Consider the following 21535-nt stretch of genomic DNA (forward strand, 5'->3'; position numbering starts at 1 on the left):
AAAATATTTAAGAGTCCTCTCATTAGAGGGCTCTTTTTTGCTTTACAAACATCTCAATAATATACTGACACTGAATAACTCCAAGGGGTGTTAATTATGGCAATTAAAAAGAATCAAATCTGTGCAATTTGTGGCAATCGTTTCACCATCACGGAGGGTCTCTTTTTAAGGGATCTCAGTGATTTATTAAAAGAACAAGTCATTCATACCAACAGTTACGCTAAGGAATCATCGTTTATTTGTTTAAAGGATCTACAAAAGTTACGTATTTCCAAAATGCAAGATGTTATCGATAATGACTTGGAAATAGACCACAAAATGAGCGATAAACTCAAAAAGGAATTGGCCAAAGAAACTTATGTTATCAAAAATATCAACGATACCGTCTATGGCAAACGTACCAGAGGTCAAAAGCTAGCCGATGCGGTAGCCAAGTTCGGTGGTAGTTGGGGCTTTATCATTGCTTTTACTGTCATTTTGATAGTTTGGATGACCATCAACGTTATGCATCTTTTCGGAGTGAATTTTGACCCCTATCCATTTATTTTATTAAACCTATTTCTCAGTTGCGTAGCGGCTATTCAAGCACCAATCATCATGATGAGTCAAAATCGTCAAGCTGAACGTGATCGTTTTGATTCTGAAAATGACTACAAAACTAACACTAAATCAGAAATGGAAATCCGTATTCTACATGAAAAAATCGATCAACTAAACGAAGTTCAATGGCCTCATATTTTGGACATTCAAAAGATGCAAATTGAAGTTCTCAGTGAAATTGAAAATGAGATATAATCGTTACGAGCTGAAAATAAACCTAAAAAAGAACGTAATACTAGACATCCTCATCGGAATTAAACATGACAAAAAGCCCTACTAAATTTAATACATTTTAGTAGGGCCTTTTTTAATTTAAGCTAATTTAATTTCTGATCTGATTCCAATATCATCTTTCAAAGCCTTTTTCAACACCGTTACAATTACTACACCCAGCACTGCTACAAAAGCAATCGTGAATATAACGCCGAATAGTTGCAAACCTAATAATTTAAATCCACCACCATAAAACAGACCGTTCGTAACGACGTTTTCATTGACCGATTTAGTTGCGAATAAGCCAACACAAATTGAACCAATTATCCCACTGACGCCATGACATCCAAAAATATCTAGATAATCATTTAGATGCAATTGATATTTCAAGAAATTCATAAAATAAAAACTACTAATGGCCGAAATTATTCCAATTAAAAACGATCCTAAAACCGTCACATATCCAGTACCCGGAGTAATTCCAACTAAACCACAAATGCTTCCTGTACAAATGCCACTTAAAGTAACTTTGCCTTTATACATTCTTTCCAAAAATATCCAAGTAATTAGAGCACTGCAAGCCGCTACCGTAGTCGTAAAGAACGCATTGATAGCTTGAAAATTAACTTTCAGAGCACTTCCAGCATTGAACCCATACCAGCCGATCCACAAAAGGACCGTGCCTAACAATATCAACACGGGATTACCTTTAACTTGCTGCTTATATTGATATGGTCCACGTAAAGTAATTGCCAAAATTAACGCTGTAATACCAGCATTAATGTGAATGACTGTTCCTCCCGCAAAATCCAATACACCTAACTTGGCTAGAAAACCACTGCTCGACCAAACGATGTGAGCTAATGGATAATAAATCAAAAGTGACCACAATAAAACAAACAGAATGACGAATCTGATTTTTACACGACTAGCCATCGCTCCTAAAAATAGTGCTGGTGTCAAAATTGCAAACATCATTTGAAAAAGTAAATATATTGCAGTCGGTAATCCCGTCTGACCAAAAGTAGACGATAAGTCTATTCCTCTCAAAAAGAGATGACTAAAATTACCTATTAACCCTAAATTATCTCCTTCAAAAGAAGCCGAAAATCCAACGATGATCCACAATAATCCCGCTAATCCAAACATCAAGAAACTGTCGAATAAAATTCGGGTCACATCTCTATGTGGTACAAAGCCACTGTAAAAAATGGCAATACCAGGCACCATTATCCAAACTAACATAGTTGAAAGTATCATGAATACTACACTCATAGACATCACATTCTTTTCACTGAAATTAATTATTTATTTTCAGTATTGTATTACGTTTTTTATTTCATGTATAACAAAAAGAATTACTAAAAAATGACAAAATCATAATAATTTTTAAATAGTTATAAAAAAACTATAATATAACTTGTATAAACATATATGATGAATTTTGAAGGAGCACATCATGAATAAAAGAATGTCATCACTGTCTACCTTGGGTATGTTGATTACTCTGGGTATCGTTTATGGCGATATTGGTACCTCGCCACTTTACGTTATGAATGCCATTATCAATGACGCTGGCACGATGGCTGATACTAAACCAGAATACATTTTGGGTAGTGTTTCATTGATATTTTGGACATTGATGTTAATTACTACATTAAAATACGTTTTAATTGCTATGAAAGCTGATAACAACAATGAAGGAGGGATTTTTGCACTTTATGCTCTAGTCAAAACGAAGAAATGGTTGATCATCCCTGCTTTAATTGGAGGTTCCGCTTTATTAGCTGATGGTACTTTGACGCCTGCTGTTACCGTTACCTCAGCTATGGAAGGCGTCAAAGGACAACAATTTGGCAATTTTATTTTTTCTAACAAACAATCGACCGTTTTAATCATTGTAACGATAATTTTGTTAACCATTTTTATTATTCAAAAGTTCGGTACTGAAAAAATTGGTCGTTCTTTTGGTCCCATTATGCTTATTTGGTTCAGTTTTATCGGATTGGCTGGATTATTCAATCTGTTAGGTGATCCAAGTGTCCTCAAAGCTCTTTCACCCATTTATGCTATTAAAGTTTTATTCAGTCCTGTAAATAAAGTTGGGATATTCATCCTTGGTAGCGTATTTTTGGCTACAACCGGTGCTGAAGCTTTGTATTCTGACATGGGTCAAGTTGGAAAACATAACATTTACGCTACTTGGCCTTTCGTTTATACCATGTTGATGTTGAACTACTTAGGACAAGCAGCTTGGGTCATCGCTAATTTTCAGAATAAACAATACAATCATATTTCTGGAATCAATCCTTTTTATGAAATGTTACCTAGCGACTTCAAAATTTTTGCCATTATAATTGCTACATTAGCTGCTATCATCGCCTCACAAGCTTTAATAACTGGTTCTTATACCTTAGTTCAAGAAGCTATCGGTTTAAAAATATTACCTCGTCTTAAAGTTAAATTTCCTGGTAAAGTTCAAAGCCAACTCTATATTGAATCAGTTAACTGGTTACTTTGTGCTATTACTATCAGCATTGTCTGGGGCTTTGGCACTTCAGAACACATGGAAGCAGCCTACGGTTTGGCAATCACTTTGACAATGTTAATGACGACTTTACTCTTGCACCAATTTCTAATTATGAAAAAACATCCTCTTGGTGCCAATATTTTCTTAGTCGTTTTCTTCGCTATCGAAGGATTATTCTTAATTTCCAGTTTGGTCAAATTTGTTCACGGCGGATACGTTACAGTCATCATAACGATGGCAATTCTAGCAATCATGGTCATTTGGTACTTCGGTAATAAACGTCGTGATGCTCATATGTCTGAGAGTGAGAACGTCAATCTGCTCGATTTCATCCCTCAATTAGAGAAACTCAGTCAAGACTCTTCCATTCCAACTTATGCCACAAATCTCGTTTATATGACAAAATTAGGCAAAGATTATTCCATCAAACGTTCAATTATTTATTCAATCCTAGACCAAGATCCTAAACGGGCAAAAGTCTATTGGTTCATTACTGTCAATCAAACTGCCGCTCCTTATGAATGCACCTATTCAGTCGACATGATGAATACGAGAAACGTTGTCAATGTTACGTTGAATCTTGGTTTCAAGAAATCACAACACGTCAATATCTACATTCGCCAAATAATCAACAGCTTATTGGATAAAAATATCATCGACCAACAAGCGCCAACCTATTCAATGATGCCCAATCGTCGTGTTGGTTCCTTCAAATTCGTCATCCAAAATCAACAATTTCAAGATCTTGGAGCCCAAGTTTATATGAGTGGGCTTGACAGAATGCTAATCGGTGGTCGACTCTTACTTCAAAATATCACGGTTCCTCCAGCTCTTTGGTATGGTTTGGAATTTAGTGATGTGGTTGAAGAAAAGGTCCCATTATTCTTAGGTAATCACACTGACCAATACTTAACCGAAAAAGAGATCCGTCATAACATCAAATAAAAAAGAGACCAAATGGTCTCTTTTTTACAATACTTGGGCACCTAAGCTGTTTTTGAAATGTCCTAAAGCCCATTCGTGTCCAGCCTGATTAAACGATGCTACAGCATTTTCATGAACGATAATATTGTAGTTTAAATTGTACGCGTCAACTGCCGTATGTAATACGCAAATATCAGTACAAACGCCAACTAAATGCAATGTATCTACCTTTCTTTCACGTAATCTAATGTCAAGGTCAGTTCCGGCAAAGGCGCTATAACGGGTCTTATCAAACAGTTTAACTTGTTCGTCATCGTTATGCTCGTCATACCAATCTTTTAGACTACCGTATAATTCTCGACCCCAAGTTCCGCGAACGTTATGAGGTGGGAAAAGCTTTGTTTCTGGATGATATGGGTCATTTGGTTTATGAACGTCGGTTGGAAACCAGACAAAATCATTATTTTGATACATTCTTTCTGCTAAATCGAAGATCTTGGATTCAATTGCCTGACCTGGCTCTTTACAAGTCAAAGCCCCATCATCAGCTACAAAATCATTCGTATAGTCGATAATCAGTAATGCTTGATGTGTAGACATAATTTTCCTACTTTCTTCTAAGTATTTAGTTATATCAAAATTATTCAAAAGAAGTGTTCAGAAGTCAATTTATCCAACTCTTTGTAAAAAAAATTTACATTCAAACGTGTGTTATAATCACTCTAATTAGAGGCTAGGGGCGTTAAATCATGCATAGAAAATATCGTGAACCTATCAATAAAAAATATTTAATTATTTCATTGGTTGCCGTATTAATTTTCGCAACTGTCTTATCCATTTTCACCTTTAAAACTACTAAACAAACTGCTACTAAAGCACCAACGACCGAATATAAAGCAATCAGAAAAAATCTTGATCACAAATTCAATCAAAATGGCAAAGTCGTTACGATTAAAGAAGACCATAACATCAACGATGACACTAGTAAGCATCCTCACACTGTCATCGTCGTTCGGTTAACTGACAAACAAACTCAAAAGTACTTAAAGGCTTCGTTTGAAGCGGTCCAAAACAATCAAGCAACTGACGACCAAAAAGATTACATCCGTGCTTTACAAAATATCGTGGCTAATCAGGATAAGAAATTAGATAACAATTACGACGTTATACAATTCGTCTACAAAGATGGTAAATCTTTCGTTCCTGTAGCCAGTTCGCAAAAGAATCGCAATTTAATCAAACTAGTTAGCACAAAATAAAAAACGACCAAATTGGTCGTTTTTTTTACATAAAGGGATCATTTCTACCCATGTAGTAGCCTTCGTCAAAACCAGCGTCGTAATCACTATTACCTAAATCTGACCCACTGCCGGGATGATTGTGCATGTATTTCCAAATTAGATAAACAACAAGGATGATAACTATTGTCCCTAGCACGGATAAAATTCTATTTCTTACTCGTTTTAAATCTGCAATTCTTTTGGATTTTAATTTTTTAGAACTCTGAGCTACGTCTTGTAACTTAGGCTCCAAACGCTTGGTCAATTCAAACAAAGCATTTATTTGAGTATCTTCATCATCGGATCTGAAATCATTTGCCAATCCTCTTCTCAGTTTCCAAAACATTAAATCGGTCACATAACGATCAGCTTGTTCAGACGCACTGAAAAAGACCTTTTTATCTGTTAAATCTAAAATTAAATAATTACTTTCATTATCGATATCGTCATTATCTAAACGCATATCGATATATTTTTCTCTACCATACAAGAGATATCCTATGTTAGTGCCAATGTTGCCAATAACATTAGAGGATGCATCACGGGAATGAACCTCAGCACCAGTTATTTGTACAAATTCGTTGATATCAGTCGAATCGTCAAAAATTAAAATGTATAACTTTTGTGGGTGAACACCAGTGTAAATATCATCGTTCATCGCATCGAGTTGATCATATTGAGCATTAGTAATGAATTCTTTGTTTTCATAAACATAGTCGCCTGTATTAGGTCCACCAAGGCCGTCTGCTTGTACATCTTGTGTCGAATATAAAATGCCGATAAAAGCTAACAACATTGCCAGTAAGTATCTTAGTTTCATAATGCACCCTCCATACTTAGACAATATCACTTAATCCTTAATTTGGGACAAAAAATAAGATACAAAAAAATCCCAGACTCATCATCTAGGATTAAAAAATTAATCAGCGTCGTTCTCGCTCTCTTCTTCTTTTTTCTTAGTTGTTGTTTCATCAAATGTGATAATCTTTTGGGCAATTTCTTGAGGTTTCTCCATCATAGCCAAATGACCGGCACCCTTGATATCTTCTATTTGTAAATCAGGTACACGACCGATTGAAGCCTTAGCATCCTTAATACCGTTTTCTGTTAAAATTTGGTCCCCTTCGCCAAACATAGCTAGAGTCGGAATTTTAACAGCACGCAAACGCTTATTCAAAGCTTTTTCTTCCAAATAATCCATTGGCATTTTTTGTAAGTATTTAGCTGTTTTGTGATCAACCAAATTAGCCGCTTCGTCAACGATCTTAGGATTGTCCAAACTGCTGCGATCAAAATCTTTGTCAAAATACAAAGCAGATTTTACTGGCGACTTAGCAAGTTTTCCTAATAAGGGAATACTTGCTACAGACGAATGAGCGTCCATGTCAGCGTACTTGTCGTTAGCGGGTGTATTTAATAGGACTAACTTAGAAATCGTAAATCCGCGCAATTCTGCCATATTTACGGCAACTAAACCACCAACACCATAGCCAAAGATAACTAATTTATCAGTAATCTTTAATCTAGCAATCGATTCTAACATGTTCCAAGCTTCTGCATCGATTGTATAGTGATCATTTTTAGCCTTAGTTGACTTACCTTGACCTAATAGATCAAGCGCTACAACGGTATATTTGTCTTTTAGATAGGGAATAATTGAGTTGAAATACTCAAGGGAACCACCAAGACCGGGTACTAGAACGATAATACTCTTAGTATTGATGCCTCTAATTAGATTTGTGTTTACACTGCCCTCAGATGTAGATAATATTTTTTCCAAATTTTTCTGCCTCTTTAGTTTTTTCTCTTATTAAAAAATATACCTAACTTGTGAAGATTTTGCATTGATTCTAGAAATTTTTAATTTATTTTTATTTAATGACACTATTTTATTGACAATTTACTAAAAATGAATTAGATTGGACTAGACCAGAAAGATAGAGATGGGAGATTAATAAGATGAACATAATTAAAGTAAAAGATCAACAAATGGGTGGAAAAGAAGCTTTTAACTTAGTTAAAGCTGATATCGAAAATGGTGCTAAAGTTTTGGGATTAGCAACAGGTAGTAGCCCAATTACACTTTACAACGAAATGACAAACAGTGACATCGATTTTTCAAATATGACATCTGTTAACTTGGATGAATATGTTGGTCTTGAAGCTGATAATGAACAAAGTTACCACTACTTCATGAATGAACACCTATTCAGCAAGAAACCTTTTAAGAATTCATATGTTCCTGATGGTTCAAATCCTGACGCAGAAGCTGCTACAAAGGCTTACGACAAGATTATCGAAGACAACCCTATTGACCTTCAAATTCTTGGTATCGGTAGAAATGGTCACATCGGTTTCAACGAACCAGGTTCACCATTTGATGGTAAGACTAGAAAAGTTGGTTTGACAGAATCAACAATCGAAGCTAACACTCGTTTCTTTGATGACGAAAAAGATGTTCCACGTTTTGCTTACTCAATGGGTATCGGTTCAATCATGAAAGCTAAGAAGATCGTTCTTCTAGCTTACGGCGAAAACAAGGCTGACGCTATTGCTGCTACTGTCGACGGTCCTGTTACTGAAGACTGCCCAGCAAGTGCTCTACAAAACCACCCGGATGTAACAATCATCGTTGATGAAGCTGCTGCATCAAAACTTAAATAATTGATAAATTAAATTCAACGATAGTCCTAATTAATTTAGGGCTATTTTTTTTCACAAAAAAAGTATTGATAACAGTTATCAATACTTTTTGTCTATCTTTATAAGTTAGCTTTAATTTCTGTAACGATTTGTTATGGTGTCAATTTAAATTCATGCCACAATTCAGACGTAGTTTCATGATCATTGAATCGTTTAGCAGCACCAAAATTTAAAGTCCGTATCTTGGTATTGCCATAGAAACGACTTACTTTTTCACCAAAGCCACCGCTTAAACTAGCCTCTTCCAGAGTAACTACTAGTTGATGATCTTTTTCCAAGTCGGTCAAAGTCTTTTCGTCCAATTCTGAAACATCTCGTGGGTCAATTACCGTACCGTCAAAGTCAAGCTGTTGTTGAACTTCTTCAGCTAAAGGCAACAAACTGCCGACACCTAAAATTGCAACCTTCTGTCCCTTATGTAAGACATTCATCTTATGAGCATCAAAATCAGTTAATGGTGCTGAATGAACGTCATTACTTGGAACTCTGATAGCAACTGGACCATTATTTTGATGCAAAGCGTAATGCATCATAGCTTGCAATTCTTCTTTAGTCGTTGGAGCTAAATAAGTTAATCCAGGAATATTACTCAACATTGCTAAATCAAAGATTCCTTGATGAGTTGGATCTCCAGCACTGATACTACCTCCAGAAACCATGATCGTAACTGGCAATTTGTTGATACCTAAATCATGTGACAATTGATCATAAGCTCTTTGTAAAAAGGTCCCCGATTCAAAGGCAATTGGGCGTAATCCCATCTTAGCTTGACCAGCAGCTAAAGTAATCGACTCTTGTTCAGCAATACCAACATCAAAATAATTCTTAGGATGCTTTCTGCCAAAGCGTTTCAAATCATACATTCCAGGAATAGCAGCTGTAATAGCCGTGATTGGTGTACCTGCCGTAAACTCTTTTTCAAGTTGATTGTGAATTACATCGGTGTACGTTTCACCAGTCACTGGGTGCAAAGTTTTTCCAGTAGCTAAATCAAATGGTACGTGCCAGTGAAAAGCTTCTTTATGGTCAACAGCTGGTTGATAACCATGTCCCTTTTCCGTGTGAACGTGTAAAACGATGGGATGATCGATGTCTTTAATCTCTCTAAATACTTTTAACATCGTTTCAAGGTCGTTACCCTTTTCAACGTAACGATAATCAAACCCCATAGCTTTAAAGATATTGTGAGAGCTTTGACCATTTGTTTCGCGCAATTCCTTGAGTCCTTCGTAAAGTCCACCATGATTTTCAGCAATTGCCATTCCATTATCATTGACTAAGATTATCAAGTTAGATTTCAAAGTTGAAGCAATATTCAATCCTTCTAAAGCTAAGCCACCTGAAAGTGAACCATCACCAATGACCGCCATAACGTTACCAGTTTTACCTTCTAAATCTCTGGCACTAGCCATTCCAGTTGCTAGAGCAATCGATGTCGAAGTATGTCCAATGTTGAAAAAGTCGTGAGGACTTTCCTCTGGTTCAGTATAGCCACTGACATCATCAAAATGTTTCTTATCAAGCCAAGCTTGCTTTCTACCAGTCAAAATCTTATGCGTATAGGACTGGTGTGAAACATCCCAGACAACTTTATCGATTGGTGAATTAAAAATTGTATGGAAGGCAATCGTCAATTCCACCACACCTAAGTTTGGTCCGACGTGTCCCCCAGTTTGACTAACTTTATTTAACAGTACGTAACGTATTTCAGTAGCCAATTGTGTTAGTTGTTCAAGTGATAATGTTTTTAAATCAGTTGGTTTATTGATTGTATTTAAAATTGGTGTTTCCATTAGTTTCCTCGTTTCTCTAAATATCGATAAATTAATTTTAGGACCTAAACCTAACTTTAGGTCAAGAAATAAATCGAAGTTTATTGACAAAATATCTTACCGACAAGTAACCTAGTACAGTTGTGTTAATTTTTTAGGTGGTATTTATGAATTATGAAAGAAAAATTATTTAAGAAAGCCGACTACAAACAATTCGTAGCTGGCGATGCTCAATTTGAAAAAGTTTTAACGCGTAATAATCTGATTTCCATGGGAATTGGAGCTATCATCGGAACGGGAATCTTCATTCTACCCGGTATCGTTGCTTATGGAACTGCTGGACCGGGAATTACGATTTCCTTTATTTTGGCCGCGGTCGTCTGTATTTTGACAGCAATGTGTTTTGCGGAATTATCTTCCACTTTTCCAGTAGCTGGTAGTACTTACTCATATGGCAGTATTATCTTTGGTCAATTCCCTGGTTGGCTAATCGGTTGGGCTTTATGTTTAGAATATATTTTAGGAGTATCTGCTGTCTCTTCAGGATTTTCAGCTTACTTTGTCAGTCTGTTCAATAGCTTTGGCATTATCCTTCCCAAAAGCCTTGTTGGACCGTTTGATCCTAGTCACGGTAGTTTTATTAACTTACCAGCAATAATCGTTCTACTCTTGATTTATTTCCTTTTACGTCGTGGTATTCAAGCCTCAACAAGAATGAATACCGTTATGGTTTTCGTCAAAATTGCCGTTGTCTTAACTTTCATCGGTGTAGGTTTGTTTTATATTAAGCCAGCTAATTATCACCCCTATTTCCCAATGGGAGGTTTCGGTGTTGTCAAAGGAGCGGCCTTAGTTTTCTTTGCTTATTTGGGATTTGATGTCATTCCGTCATCAGCACCGGAAGTCAAAAATCCTCAAAAAAACATCCCTATCAGCATCATGGTTTCATTGGCCGTCTGTGCATTCTTGTACGTTCTTTTATCCTTTGTTTTGACAGGAATGGTCAATTACAAATCACTAAATTACGCTGACCCCGTGGTATTTGCTTTAAATTATGTCAAATTAGGTAAATTAGCCTTCTTGATCACTATCGGAGCTTTAGCAGGGATGTTTACTATGATGCTCAACACTGTTTACGGTGGTTCGCGTCTAATTTACGCTTTGGGCCGTGACAAAATGATTCCAGAAGCATTCGGTAAAATCGATAAAAAAGCTAAAATGCCCATTTTATCTCTCAATACGATTACTATCTTGGCGGTTTTATTGGGTGGTTTCATATCACTTAACGAACTCACTAGTTTAGTTAATATTGGAACTTTAGTTTCCTTCACGTTCGTAGCTTCAGGCATTATCAAATTACGTCATCGTAAAGACGTTCCTGATAGTGAATTCAAAGTTCCTTTTTATCCTTGGCTACCAATCATTTCAGTTATTCTTTGTGTTTTATTGATGACTCAAGTCAGCATCAATTCTTGGATTACCTTTATCGCTTGGTTTGTGATTGGAATAATTGTCTATTTCGCTTACGGATACAAAAAGGTCAATTAATTATTGTATCGTTATAACGATTAAATTTATAAAAAGATTTCACTAATTTGTATTAATTTTATTCTTTCTTTTAGGATTCCGTCCTCCATAGCAAAGAAAATTTGGCTGGAACGTAGTGGGCACGACTTGGAGCCTTTGCTAAGACCAAAACCGGGCAAAGTCTTCAAGCTCGGCCTTATTCTAAGCAACAAGTTGCTAAGAATAACTTCACTACTGAGCCAATTTTCTTTGCTATTCCGGACTAAATAGTGATTTTCAATTTTTATAGAACCAAACAAATAAGCATCTATTCAGATAATGGTAGCCGTTGATCGACTATATCTGAATAGATGCTATTTTTTTAATTTGAATTACTTGAAATAAATAATAAATGTCGTTATTTAGTCGGTAGTGGCAGCTTTGTGGATGCTCAGTACTGAAATTTTACTTAGCGATTTATAGGTTCTTATCATAGTTTGGTTATATAAAAATGCAGAGAAGTTCCATTTTCAATATATTAGTTGTATGTAAGTTTATTTTTTGAATTAAACAAAATGAATAATAGAACTAGGATCTAGTCTGGAGCACAAGCCCTGTGATGGCTCAGCCGCCAAATTACTGTTAGTGCTTTAGCACTTACAGTAAGGCCTAGTTTTGAGATTTTGCGTCTTTGGGGCCATGCAAAAGCTCAAAATAGTGCCGGCAGCGTTCCAGCCAATCACAGGGCTTGTGTGGAAGACGGCAATTAACACTAACCAACTTTTAGTAAGAACCGATTTATCGCTTAGTAAAAGTCCAAGCTTGGAGATCTGGAATTAGCTTCAAGTTGTACCCAATACGTTCCAACGTCCACAAAGCGGAACGGACGACGACATCTAACGGTAGCCTAACTTAAGAAAGAACCATTATTTAGCAACGGTCTTAATCCATTCATCCAAATCATCAATATCATAATTCTCTTGAATTTGCTTCATCATCGTATTTAAAGTAATACTATTCATTGTTGTTTTTAAAGTATTTTCAATATTATCCATTGCTGAACTAACTGCACAAGGCTCCAGCTTAGGCTTGTCTTTATTTAAAAATTGAACCAGCAAGTGTTGACTAGCAAAAACTTTTTCTCGACCTTCGATAGCCATAAAGACTTTGTAAAAATCAATTTCATCAAGTGGTATTGCCAAAGAAAAACCACCTAACTTACCAGGAGACGATTTTACTAATCCTTCCTTTACTAGTGATTTAATTGTCTTTTTCAAATACGAGTGTGATACATGAAGTCGTTCGCTTAGTGCCAAAGAGTTGATATGCTTACCCTTTGGTAGCCGAGATAAGATTAACAAAACATAAATGGACTGTTCCCAACCCGATGATATTTTCACTTGACACACCTTCTTCATAAAACTATTATCGTCATTAGGGATACATGATGTCCCCAAATGATTTGATTAAACATTTGTCTTAATTTTATCATCTAACATGTTGATTAGAAAGTGCTTCTGAGGAGACAAATGAACACTTCTAATTCACATACCAATAATAGTTCGTGGAAAAGAGGAAGTAAATATGCAAGTAGTTTTAGGTTCTGATAAAGACGGATTTGAACTAAAAGAATTCGTTAAGAATAATTTAACTAAGCAAGGTTACGATGTAATCGATCTTACACCTACTCCTGCTAAGGACTTTATTGAATCTTCATTGGCCGTTACTCATAAGGTTCTTGAAAGCGGTATTAAAAAAGCAATTATGTTTGACGCTTATGGTGTTGGTAGTACCATGGCTTCCGATAAAGTTAAAGGTATGGTTACAGCCAACGTTGAAGAAGAGCGTACTGGACACATGACAGCTTTACATAACGGTGCCAAAGCAATTGCCATTGGTTCTGGAATTGTCGGACCACAATTGGCTTTATCAATTATTAATCGTTACTTAAAGACTGATTATGCTGCTGGTAGACACCAAGTACGTCTAAATATGCTTGAGGAGATGATTTAATTATGGCTACTGATAAATATGACTATGATGAAGATAGAGCTCAACCTGAGTACGTTGATCCAAAAATTGATAAGCACACTATTGTTGCTTTAGCTAATGACCACATTGTAACTGATTTGAAGATGTTGATTTCTGACCACTTGAAGTCTGAAGGCTATCGAGTTTTAGATGTCGGAACTTATGATCATACAAGAACTCACTACCCAATTTACGGTAAACGTGCCGCTGATGCTGTAAATGATGGCCGTGCTGACTGTGCTATCGTTCTTTGTGGTACTGGTATCGGTATTGGTACTGCTGCAGATAAAAATGACGGTATCCGTGCTGCAATCGTTGGTAATATTGCTCAAGCTGTTTACGCTAAGGAACAATTGAACGCTAACGTTTTGGCCTTCGCCGGAATTGTTTTAGGACGTGATTTTGTTTTCGATATCGTTGATTATTACTTAAATGCTAAGTACAAGCCAGACGATCACAATAAAGATTTGATTGATAGAATCAACAAGATTGCTACACCAAATCCTGATCAAACTGACAACCCTAATTTCTTTGACAGTGAAAACAAGAAATGGGCTCAAGGCATTTATCACGACTAATTAAAAAATTAATTATATTTGAATTTTACCCTCAAAGTTGCTCTAACTTTGAGGGTATTTTCTTTGTTATTTACTATGCTTAGAATCTTTGCTAGGTTTTCGGCAACTATGAGTTTAATATCAAATTTGAAAAGAGGAGATAACGATGAAATTTGGCAATCATTTAAAACAAGAACGACTACAACGTAAATTTACTCAAGAAAAAGTAGCACAAGACTTGAACGTTTCTAGACAAACTATTTCTAGTTGGGAAACTGAACACAGCTATCCCGATATTGGTAGTCTAATTCGTTTGAGTGACTATTACCAAGTCTCATTAGATCAACTTCTCAAGGAGGATATTGGCATGACCGAATATTTAAAAAAACAAGAGATTTTGAAAAGCATTAGACCCATCATTTGGATTTTGACGGCAATTGATATCATATTCCTAGGTTTTCTCATGTTGAGTCTGTTCGATATTATCAAATTAACAGCATTAGTTAGCGTAATTATTTTCATAATGGGACTTTTGAATATTACCGCCATGATTATTCTTGCGCACTTTAGAAATAAGATTGAAATAAAAACTGACAACCAATCTAGCCACTTTAAATTATTAATTTTCTTAACAGTCTTATCTTTGATTGCGTCTGTAACATTTTACTTTGTTGGGCAATACAAATTCTCTGGTTTTTTCATCGGAATATTTGCTGGTCTTTTAGTAATTATGATAGTGAAAAAATTCAAAAATTAGCAAAATAAATAAGACCTAGATAAAATTTTAAAATGAATTCTGTCAGTTCTTATTTGTTTATTTTTGTTGTACAGAAGCAACTTTTTTATCAATTACATATAGTAATCCAGCCACCACTAAGATAATTACCCATAGCTGAATCGGAAAGAAAAATATCAAGAAAATTCCGCCAATGATTGGTGAAACCATTTCTGACAAAAATGTCGTAGCTACTACCGCTACAATCAGCAATTTATCAAAACTTGGTAGCAATTGAGCTACCGCAAAGCCTAAAGTCATTGCCGCAAAAGTTAACGGAAAAATATCTCCTCCACGCCAATTGAAATTTAAACACCAAGCAAGGAAAATCAATTTTAAAATTGCCATCCCCATCAAAAATAAAACCGTTTTTTGCGACCAGTCACCTACCAATAAATGCAAACTATGTTGGCCTGAAAACAGTAACTCTGGTTCTAACAATACAATGACTATAATTCCCAAAACTCCTACCGCCACATTCATCGATAAGGACAAAGAAATCTTAGACATTCGTTCATTAAAAAAACGATATATCCACTTGCAAACTCGAGCAAAAATCATTCCGAAAATCACCAATACTGGCACAATCCAAATTTGTTTTAGATTCCAATTAGTTTGACCCAGCTTTGTCACAAATGATGGTTGATCAGTTTGATGCAATAATAATCCGAAACTAATAACACCATTGAGGGCAAAAATTCCATACAATAATTTCTTCTGTCTGACGACTTTAGTAGCCTTGAGGGCTATTTTTTGGTCATATTTTTGTCGATATGCAAAAGGATTAAACAAACGTTTCATGCGTTCACTAATTTGAAGCTGTTTTAATTCATCATAATGAAAATATAAATACCGTAAATTGTCAGCTTGCCAAATTGATAGCGAAATAATGGCACTTAACAAAGCAGCTTCCGGTCCAACACCTGCTCCAAAGGTCAAAATAACCAAAGTAATCAATAAATTGACGAAAACATCTTGATAATCAATCGTCTGATTGGCCTTTAATTCTGCAATTGAATCATGCGCTGTTTTGGGAAGATTCGGCCATCGTTTCAAAAGAAAATACAAAATAAAACCACCAATTACTACCAACAATATTTGTAGTAATTGATTGCTTGTCATCCAAACTAATTCTGATAATAAATTTTCAATAATTAAAAACAAAGCTGCAATCACACCGATCACAGCACTCAAAATCAATCCATAACTAACTAATGCTATTCTTTTTGTCATTTGTACGCCTTTTAAAAATTTATAAAATTATAAAAAAAACTCCACATAAAATGTGAAGTCTTCGTGATAAGGTGCATCGATTTTCCAAACGCTAATGCGCCAACCAAATTCCCTTATCTAGGTTTGGCACCGTCAGTAGTATGACATGTTTTACTAGTACAAGTCAATTGTTTTCTAAACTACATCTAGTTACCCCTTACCGAAAGAATCGTATCCGTTTTCAAGTTTCAAAAGTCTTAAATTGTGTTGTAGCAAGCTTTTATTGCAATTTGTTCCACATGGAACATCTTGTAGTAAAATTCAGTTCTACCCCAAGATATTGAGTCACTTAATTTTGTAAGGATTTCACCAAATCAAAACATAATTTATGACTTAAAATAGACGACTCTGGGCTTACTGGATTATCTAAGTGTTCACTCACAGCTTTTAGAAAGGCACGAATAATTGGATCAAAACCTCTTGTAACTAAAGTCTCTTCCCAATCTGGACGTGAAGTTTGTGTCGTCATCCCCGTTTGGAAGGTTTCTAAAAGATTCAAGTTCGTTACCGTTTGGCGCATCTTTGTTCCCTGAACAGTTGATAATTCTAAGTTGCTACCACCGACCATATTCGTAATTACTTGAACGTGGCTCTTTTGCCCTTCAATTGTGATATATCCTTGTTCCAAATCACCTTCGTCATTAGTTACTACAAAGTTATTCACTTGTTTGATTTTTTCATCCATCAAGTAAAGAGCCGTATCTACCGAATGAATCATCAAATCAAAAATAGCAAATGGTGCTGGTTGGGGTGAATCCTCCCGTATTTTTTCTGAAACAATCGTTCGTTTATCAGTAATTTGTTTCAATTTTTGATCAAATGGTGCAAAACGACGATTAAATCCACAAGTTAGCATCAAACCTTTAGTTTCAGCTAATTTATACAATTCTTCAACTTGAGCTAAGTCTTCAGAAATCGGTTTATCAACATACACATTAATATCATTATTTAGTAGTTGTTTAATGATTTCATAATGTGTCTTAGTTGGTGTATGTACAAAAACCGCCAATGGTTTCTCAGCAATCAATTCTTCAAGCGTTTGATGGAAATGCTTGAAACCATACTTAGTTTCCAGCATTTGACCCTTTTGCTCATTTCTGGTGGTTAAATGCCACTCAAATTTATCTTGTAATGTAGCCATAACTGGTAAATAAGCTTTTTGTGCAATATTCCCTAGACCAATGACTCCAATTTTTTCCATACTATCACCTCTAAAAATATTTCTTGAGATATCTTCCGAACAAATCCAAAGGATCATTTGTAATCGTTTTCGAAATACCTATTGAAACAATTTTACCACCAATGACAGTTTCTTCGAATTCAAATCAATTAAATGAATCCATATCGGCATTATTTTAAAGTCATCATTGATCATAACGTCGTTACACTTTTAATTATCATCCGATAATTGTATTCCATCATTTCATATAATCTGTCAAACACTTATTAAACACGAAACTAATCACGTCGTTGTTATCCCTTTTTATGCGTTATAACGCCTGTCATTTCTTATTTATCATTTGATAAACAGTATTTAAAAATAAAAACTCTAAAAGAATGGAAAACACATTCCAATAGAGTTTTATTTTTTGTCTAATTTAAGCTTCAAAGAGTGGGACTTTTCGTTGTGATTTAACATCAAACATCCCTACATCAGAAATTTTTAGTTCTGGAGAAACTAGCAGTGAAATAGTCGAGAAAGACATTATTTCATTGAAATTGTGATATCCCAAATTTTGCATTTCTGTACGTACTTGTTTAATCTCTTCTGCTAATTCAGCTACCGGTTTTGAACTAATGATTCCACCAATATTTAATGGCGCATTCGCAACTATTTGGCCCTGGTTTACTACAACGTAGCCACCTTGTTCATCCACCAATTCGTGTTGTGCCACGACCATTGATTCCAAATCAGTTCCCATAACCATCAAATTGTGATGATCGTGAGCCCAAGTAGTACCAATTGCGCCTGACTTATTCAAAGCATTTTTTACCAATGCAAAACTGATATTACCATTTTTGCCATAACGTTCCTGAACCATCAATAGTGATAAACCAGCACTTTGCCAATCTACTAGACCGTTCTTAACTGCTAATCTTTCTTGAACATGTTTGGTAAAGGTTCCTTGTTGATTTATTTCAATTACGTTAGCCAAAATACTAGTTTTGTCACTTGATAATTCTAAATCAGCCGTCGTTATTTTTTTAACCTTAACTGAATTCTTCAATGACGCTGGAAAATCCGGTTGTAACGGCGTTATGCCAGAACTTAATTGGCCAGATTTATAAACTTCTTGAATATTAAATTGCTGAGGGTCATCCAAAAAGATTAAATCAGCCACTCTACCAGGAGCAATTGCACCACGGTCATTCAAGGACATTCTTCTGGCCGGCGTATAAGTTGCCATGTAAATAGCTTTTTCAGCTGGCATTCCCATATCGATAGCTTCCTTAACAATAACATTCAAATGTCCATTGACTAAGTCATCGGCCATCACGTCGTCAGTTACAAAAGCAGCATATTCGTAGAAGTTATGATCAATGATCGTCTGCATATTTTCTTTTGACATTGATTTCTTCTGAAATTGAATGAACATCCCATTATTGATCCGTTCGACGATACTAGCTGGTGTTTGATACGTATGATCAGATGTAATTCCACTGGCAGCAAATTTAGCTAGGTCTAAGCCCGAATATTGAGGACAGTGTCCTTCCAGCGGCATTGTCGGTCTAAGTTCCTTACACAGCTTAATAATTTGTCTAATCAAAGATTCAGGCTGAGAAACGATGCCTTTGAAATTCATCGCTTCACCTAGACAAACAATTCTAGGATCTTTAAGCAATTCTTCTGTCTCTTTTAGTCCGATCACGCCACCAGTAGTTTCCATTTCGGTTCTAGTTGAAGGAACTGAAGAAGGTAGTGCATAAAAGACATCAATAATACTCTTTTGAGCCATGAAATCTTTTAAACCTTTGATTCCAGCCACATTTGAAATCTCATGTGCATCGGCGATGACCGTCGTTGTTCCAAATTTAACGGCTTCATTTCCAAAATGAGCAGGATCAGTCATAGAACTTTCAATATGCATATGCGAATCGATCAATCCCGGAATAATATAACGATTATGAGCATCAACAATTTTTTTGGTTTCAAATTGTAAATCGACTCCAACCATTAAAATTTTCCCGTTTTCAATAGCAATGTCTTTTCTTTCAAACTTTTGTGAAAAAGTATTAAAAACTAGTCCATTTTCAATCAACGTGTCTACTTGCATTTTTCAACTTCCTTTTTTAGTTCATAGTTTGATTCCATTGCTTGATCCATGATGGTAATTCTTTGTTAACGTAATTAAAATCAATCATCTTAGCACGTTTAGCAGTGTCGCCATAAGTCATATATTGTGGGTCTTTTAATGTTACCGATGAATTAACTGGAGCATTATTTAATGAATTTGATTCAGCAACTTTACTTTGTGAAGCCTTGCTAATGCGGTAATCAATATATTTATAAGCAGCATCTTCATTTTTACTATTCTTCAAAATTGAAACTGTATCGTAATTAGCGTATGTACCTGATTCTGGAACCATATATTCAACGTCAGGAGCAGCATTTTTGATCATTCCAACAGCAAAATCACCCACAACTGCAGCGTCGATTTCACCAGATTTGAACATGTTAGCTAGATCAGAAGATTTAGCATAAGTCTTTACTACATTAGGTTTCAAAGCTTTTAATTGTGCGAAGGCTTGCTTTTCATCAACTTTGCCGTTGTCTACAAAGCTAGAACTTGCTTGAAGGTTTTGAGCATGTTGATTAGCGATATAAACCATAGCTGGACCAAAAGTTGTTGCAATATCAGGAATAGCAATCTTACCTTCTAATTTCTTATCCCAAAGTTGATCCCAGGAAGTGATTTTGCCAATCTTTTTAGGATTGTAAATAATCCCAATACTATTAACTGTATAAGGAACACTATTAGTTTCCTTAGCTAATTTTTGTTGATCTTTTGAAAGATATTTAAAGTTCTTAATTTTACTAAAATCAAGTTTCTTAAATAAATTCTTGTTACTACCTGCAACGGCATTATTTTGAGCTAATTCAATAACATCAACGCCAGAATTTGGATTGTGTGAAATTTGTGTAAATCTTGAAGAACTGTCCCCAAACTGACTCTTAACTGTTAAATCGTTGGCTTTAGCAAATGGATTGAAAACATCTCTAGTCATTTGTTTAGTTGCTAAACCAAAAGTTGAAACAGTTAATTGTTTATTGGCAGTCTTACCGCATCCGGCAACTGTCAGTGCAATCAAGAGCGTTGTAACGATAGTTAAAATCTTTGCAATTTTTTTCATATTTCCACCTATTTATTTTATTTATCCTCTAATTCAATTAATGATTGTTTATCAAAATATAAAGTTAGTTCAGAACCTATTTGATAATCCTTATTGTCAGTGTCAACTTTCATCCGACCTAATTCTGTTTCAACGATATATTGATAACAATCGCCCAAAAAGTTACGAGCCGTAATCTTGCCCGTTAAAGTATTGTTTCCCGTACCTACTTTGATATTCTCAGGTCTGATTGTTAGATACTTACCCGAATTTGTATCGTTATAACTCCAACCATGTTCTGTAGCCCAATCTTTAGAAATAAAGTTATCATAACCAATAAATTCAGCCACAAAACGTGTCTTTGGATGTTGATAGATTCGTTCAGGTGTATCAAGTTGTTCGATTTTACCTTTATTCATTACTGCTACACGATCTGAAATGGCAAAGCATTCTTCTTGATCATGGGTTACAAAAATCGTTGTCATTTTCATCTTTTTTTGTAAACGACTAATCTCTTCACGCATTTCTATTCGTAACTTAGCATCCAGATTACTCAAAGGTTCATCCAACAATAAAACATCTGGATTAATGGCTAAAGCACGAGCTAACGAAACTCTTTGTTGCTGCCCACCAGATAATTCACTCGGCATCCTATCTTTCAAATCTATCAAGCCAGTCGTTTTCAAAATATTCAAAGTTTTTTCTGAAATTACTTCTTTAGATAGTTTCTTACGCTTTAATCCAAAGGCCACGTTTTGAAAAATTGTCATATGAGGAAACAAGGCATAACTTTGGAAAACCATTCCGAAATTTCGCTTGTAAACTGGTACTTTGGAAATATCGTTTCCGGCGACTTTAATAGAACCACCTTGAATTGGCAACAATCCTGATATCAGCCTCAACATGGTTGTTTTCCCGCAACCACTAGGTCCCAAAATCGATAACAATTCACCATTATTAATTTCCAGCGACAAATCTTTTAGTATTTGTTTATTTTTTTGATATGAAAGAGTTAGATTCTCTATTTTTATTTGTGCCAA

The 21535-nt window shown here is 35.4% G+C and carries 19 protein-coding genes; 8 read left to right on the plus strand and 11 right to left on the minus strand.

All coding sequences use genetic code 11. The features are described from left to right. Window positions 1-96: 96 nt before the first annotated feature. Complete coding sequence (locus tag G6534_RS10575) at window positions 97-795, plus strand: DUF1003 domain-containing protein (RefSeq protein ID WP_238788896.1); 699 nt, start codon at window positions 97-99, stop codon at window positions 793-795. 117 nt (window positions 796-912) lie between these two features. On the opposite strand, the gene G6534_RS10580 is transcribed toward G6534_RS10575, so the two are convergent. Continuing rightward, entirely contained in the window at window positions 913-2088 is a 1176-nt protein-coding gene (locus G6534_RS10580; RefSeq protein ID WP_182082808.1) for an ammonium transporter, read from the minus strand. A gap of 184 nt (window positions 2089-2272) precedes the next feature. On the opposite strand from G6534_RS10580, the gene G6534_RS10585 reads away from it, so the two are divergent. Further along, complete coding sequence (locus tag G6534_RS10585; RefSeq protein ID WP_182082809.1) at window positions 2273-4288, plus strand: KUP/HAK/KT family potassium transporter; 2016 nt, start codon at window positions 2273-2275, stop codon at window positions 4286-4288. Window positions 4289-4312: 24 nt separating this feature from the next. Here G6534_RS10585 and G6534_RS10590 read toward each other — a convergent pair whose 3' ends face one another. Then, window positions 4313-4867 (minus strand): cysteine hydrolase family protein, encoded by a 555-nt coding sequence (locus G6534_RS10590; protein WP_059074685.1) that lies wholly within the window; start codon window positions 4865-4867, stop codon window positions 4313-4315. Between the two features lie 149 nt (window positions 4868-5016). Here G6534_RS10590 and G6534_RS10595 point away from each other — a divergent pair, with 149 nt between their 5' ends. After that, entirely contained in the window at window positions 5017-5526 is a 510-nt protein-coding gene (locus G6534_RS10595; protein WP_182082810.1) for a hypothetical protein, read from the plus strand. Window positions 5527-5551: 25 nt separating this feature from the next. Here the strand turns inward: G6534_RS10595 and G6534_RS10600 are convergent, their stop codons facing one another. Both G6534_RS10600 and G6534_RS10605 read right to left on the minus strand, forming a co-directional pair. Beyond that, window positions 5552-6367, minus strand: coding sequence for a hypothetical protein (locus G6534_RS10600; protein ID WP_182082811.1), 816 nt, complete (start codon window positions 6365-6367; stop codon window positions 5552-5554). A 99-nt stretch (window positions 6368-6466) separates the two neighbouring features. After that, window positions 6467-7327, minus strand: a complete 861-nt coding sequence (locus G6534_RS10605) for an alpha/beta fold hydrolase (RefSeq protein WP_182082812.1) — start codon at window positions 7325-7327, stop codon at window positions 6467-6469. Between the two features lie 179 nt (window positions 7328-7506). On the opposite strand from G6534_RS10605, the gene nagB reads away from it, so the two are divergent. Then, window positions 7507-8211, plus strand: a complete 705-nt coding sequence (gene nagB / locus G6534_RS10610; protein ID WP_059074689.1) for a glucosamine-6-phosphate deaminase — start codon at window positions 7507-7509, stop codon at window positions 8209-8211. 131 nt (window positions 8212-8342) lie between these two features. Here the strand turns inward: nagB and G6534_RS10615 are convergent, their stop codons facing one another. Then, a complete protein-coding gene (locus tag G6534_RS10615) occupies window positions 8343-10043 on the minus strand; it encodes a 1-deoxy-D-xylulose-5-phosphate synthase (RefSeq protein ID WP_182082813.1) in 1701 nt (566 codons plus the stop codon). Between the two features lie 153 nt (window positions 10044-10196). On the opposite strand from G6534_RS10615, the gene G6534_RS10620 reads away from it, so the two are divergent. Continuing rightward, window positions 10197-11570 (plus strand): amino acid permease, encoded by a 1374-nt coding sequence (locus tag G6534_RS10620; protein WP_182082814.1) that lies wholly within the window; start codon window positions 10197-10199, stop codon window positions 11568-11570. A gap of 884 nt (window positions 11571-12454) precedes the next feature. Here G6534_RS10620 and G6534_RS10625 read toward each other — a convergent pair. Continuing rightward, the gene (locus G6534_RS10625; RefSeq protein ID WP_059074788.1) at window positions 12455-12928 is read right to left on the minus strand and encodes an RrF2 family transcriptional regulator; all 474 of its coding nucleotides are present in this window, start codon (window positions 12926-12928) and stop codon (window positions 12455-12457) included. A gap of 184 nt (window positions 12929-13112) precedes the next feature. Here G6534_RS10625 and lacA point away from each other — a divergent pair, with 184 nt between their 5' ends. The 3 genes from lacA to G6534_RS10640 all read left to right on the plus strand — a co-directional run bounded on the left by lacA (window position 13113) and on the right by G6534_RS10640 (window position 14873). Next, window positions 13113-13541: a galactose-6-phosphate isomerase subunit LacA gene (lacA, locus tag G6534_RS10630; protein ID WP_057813448.1), complete on the plus strand. Its 429-nt coding sequence runs from the start codon at window positions 13113-13115 to the stop codon at window positions 13539-13541. A gap of 122 nt (window positions 13542-13663) precedes the next feature. Beyond that, on the plus strand, window positions 13664-14137 hold the full coding sequence (locus G6534_RS10635) for an RpiB/LacA/LacB family sugar-phosphate isomerase (protein WP_059074790.1): 474 nt from the start codon (window positions 13664-13666) through the stop codon (window positions 14135-14137). Window positions 14138-14282: 145 nt separating this feature from the next. After that, entirely contained in the window at window positions 14283-14873 is a 591-nt protein-coding gene (locus tag G6534_RS10640) for a helix-turn-helix domain-containing protein (protein WP_182082815.1), read from the plus strand. A gap of 57 nt (window positions 14874-14930) precedes the next feature. Here G6534_RS10640 and G6534_RS10645 read toward each other — a convergent pair whose 3' ends face one another. The 5 genes from G6534_RS10645 to G6534_RS10665 all read right to left on the minus strand — a co-directional run bounded on the left by G6534_RS10645 (window position 14931) and on the right by G6534_RS10665 (window position 21535). Continuing rightward, window positions 14931-16124: a chloride channel protein gene (locus G6534_RS10645; protein WP_182082816.1), complete on the minus strand. Its 1194-nt coding sequence runs from the start codon at window positions 16122-16124 to the stop codon at window positions 14931-14933. 328 nt (window positions 16125-16452) lie between these two features. Further along, the gene (locus tag G6534_RS10650) at window positions 16453-17364 is read right to left on the minus strand and encodes a Gfo/Idh/MocA family protein (protein ID WP_182082817.1); all 912 of its coding nucleotides are present in this window, start codon (window positions 17362-17364) and stop codon (window positions 16453-16455) included. A gap of 397 nt (window positions 17365-17761) precedes the next feature. Beyond that, the gene (locus G6534_RS10655) at window positions 17762-19438 is read right to left on the minus strand and encodes an adenine deaminase C-terminal domain-containing protein (protein WP_182082818.1); all 1677 of its coding nucleotides are present in this window, start codon (window positions 19436-19438) and stop codon (window positions 17762-17764) included. A gap of 16 nt (window positions 19439-19454) precedes the next feature. Beyond that, a complete protein-coding gene (locus G6534_RS10660) occupies window positions 19455-20516 on the minus strand; it encodes an ABC transporter substrate-binding protein (RefSeq protein WP_182082819.1) in 1062 nt (353 codons plus the stop codon). Window positions 20517-20533: 17 nt separating this feature from the next. After that, window positions 20534-21535 carry an ABC transporter ATP-binding protein gene (locus tag G6534_RS10665; RefSeq protein WP_182082820.1) on the minus strand — a complete coding sequence of 334 codons (1002 nt, stop codon included), beginning with the start codon at window positions 21533-21535 and terminating at the stop codon, window positions 20534-20536.

This window comes from Companilactobacillus pabuli (genome assembly GCF_014058425.1).
GTDB classification, from domain to species: Bacteria; Bacillota; Bacilli; order Lactobacillales; family Lactobacillaceae; genus Companilactobacillus; species Companilactobacillus pabuli.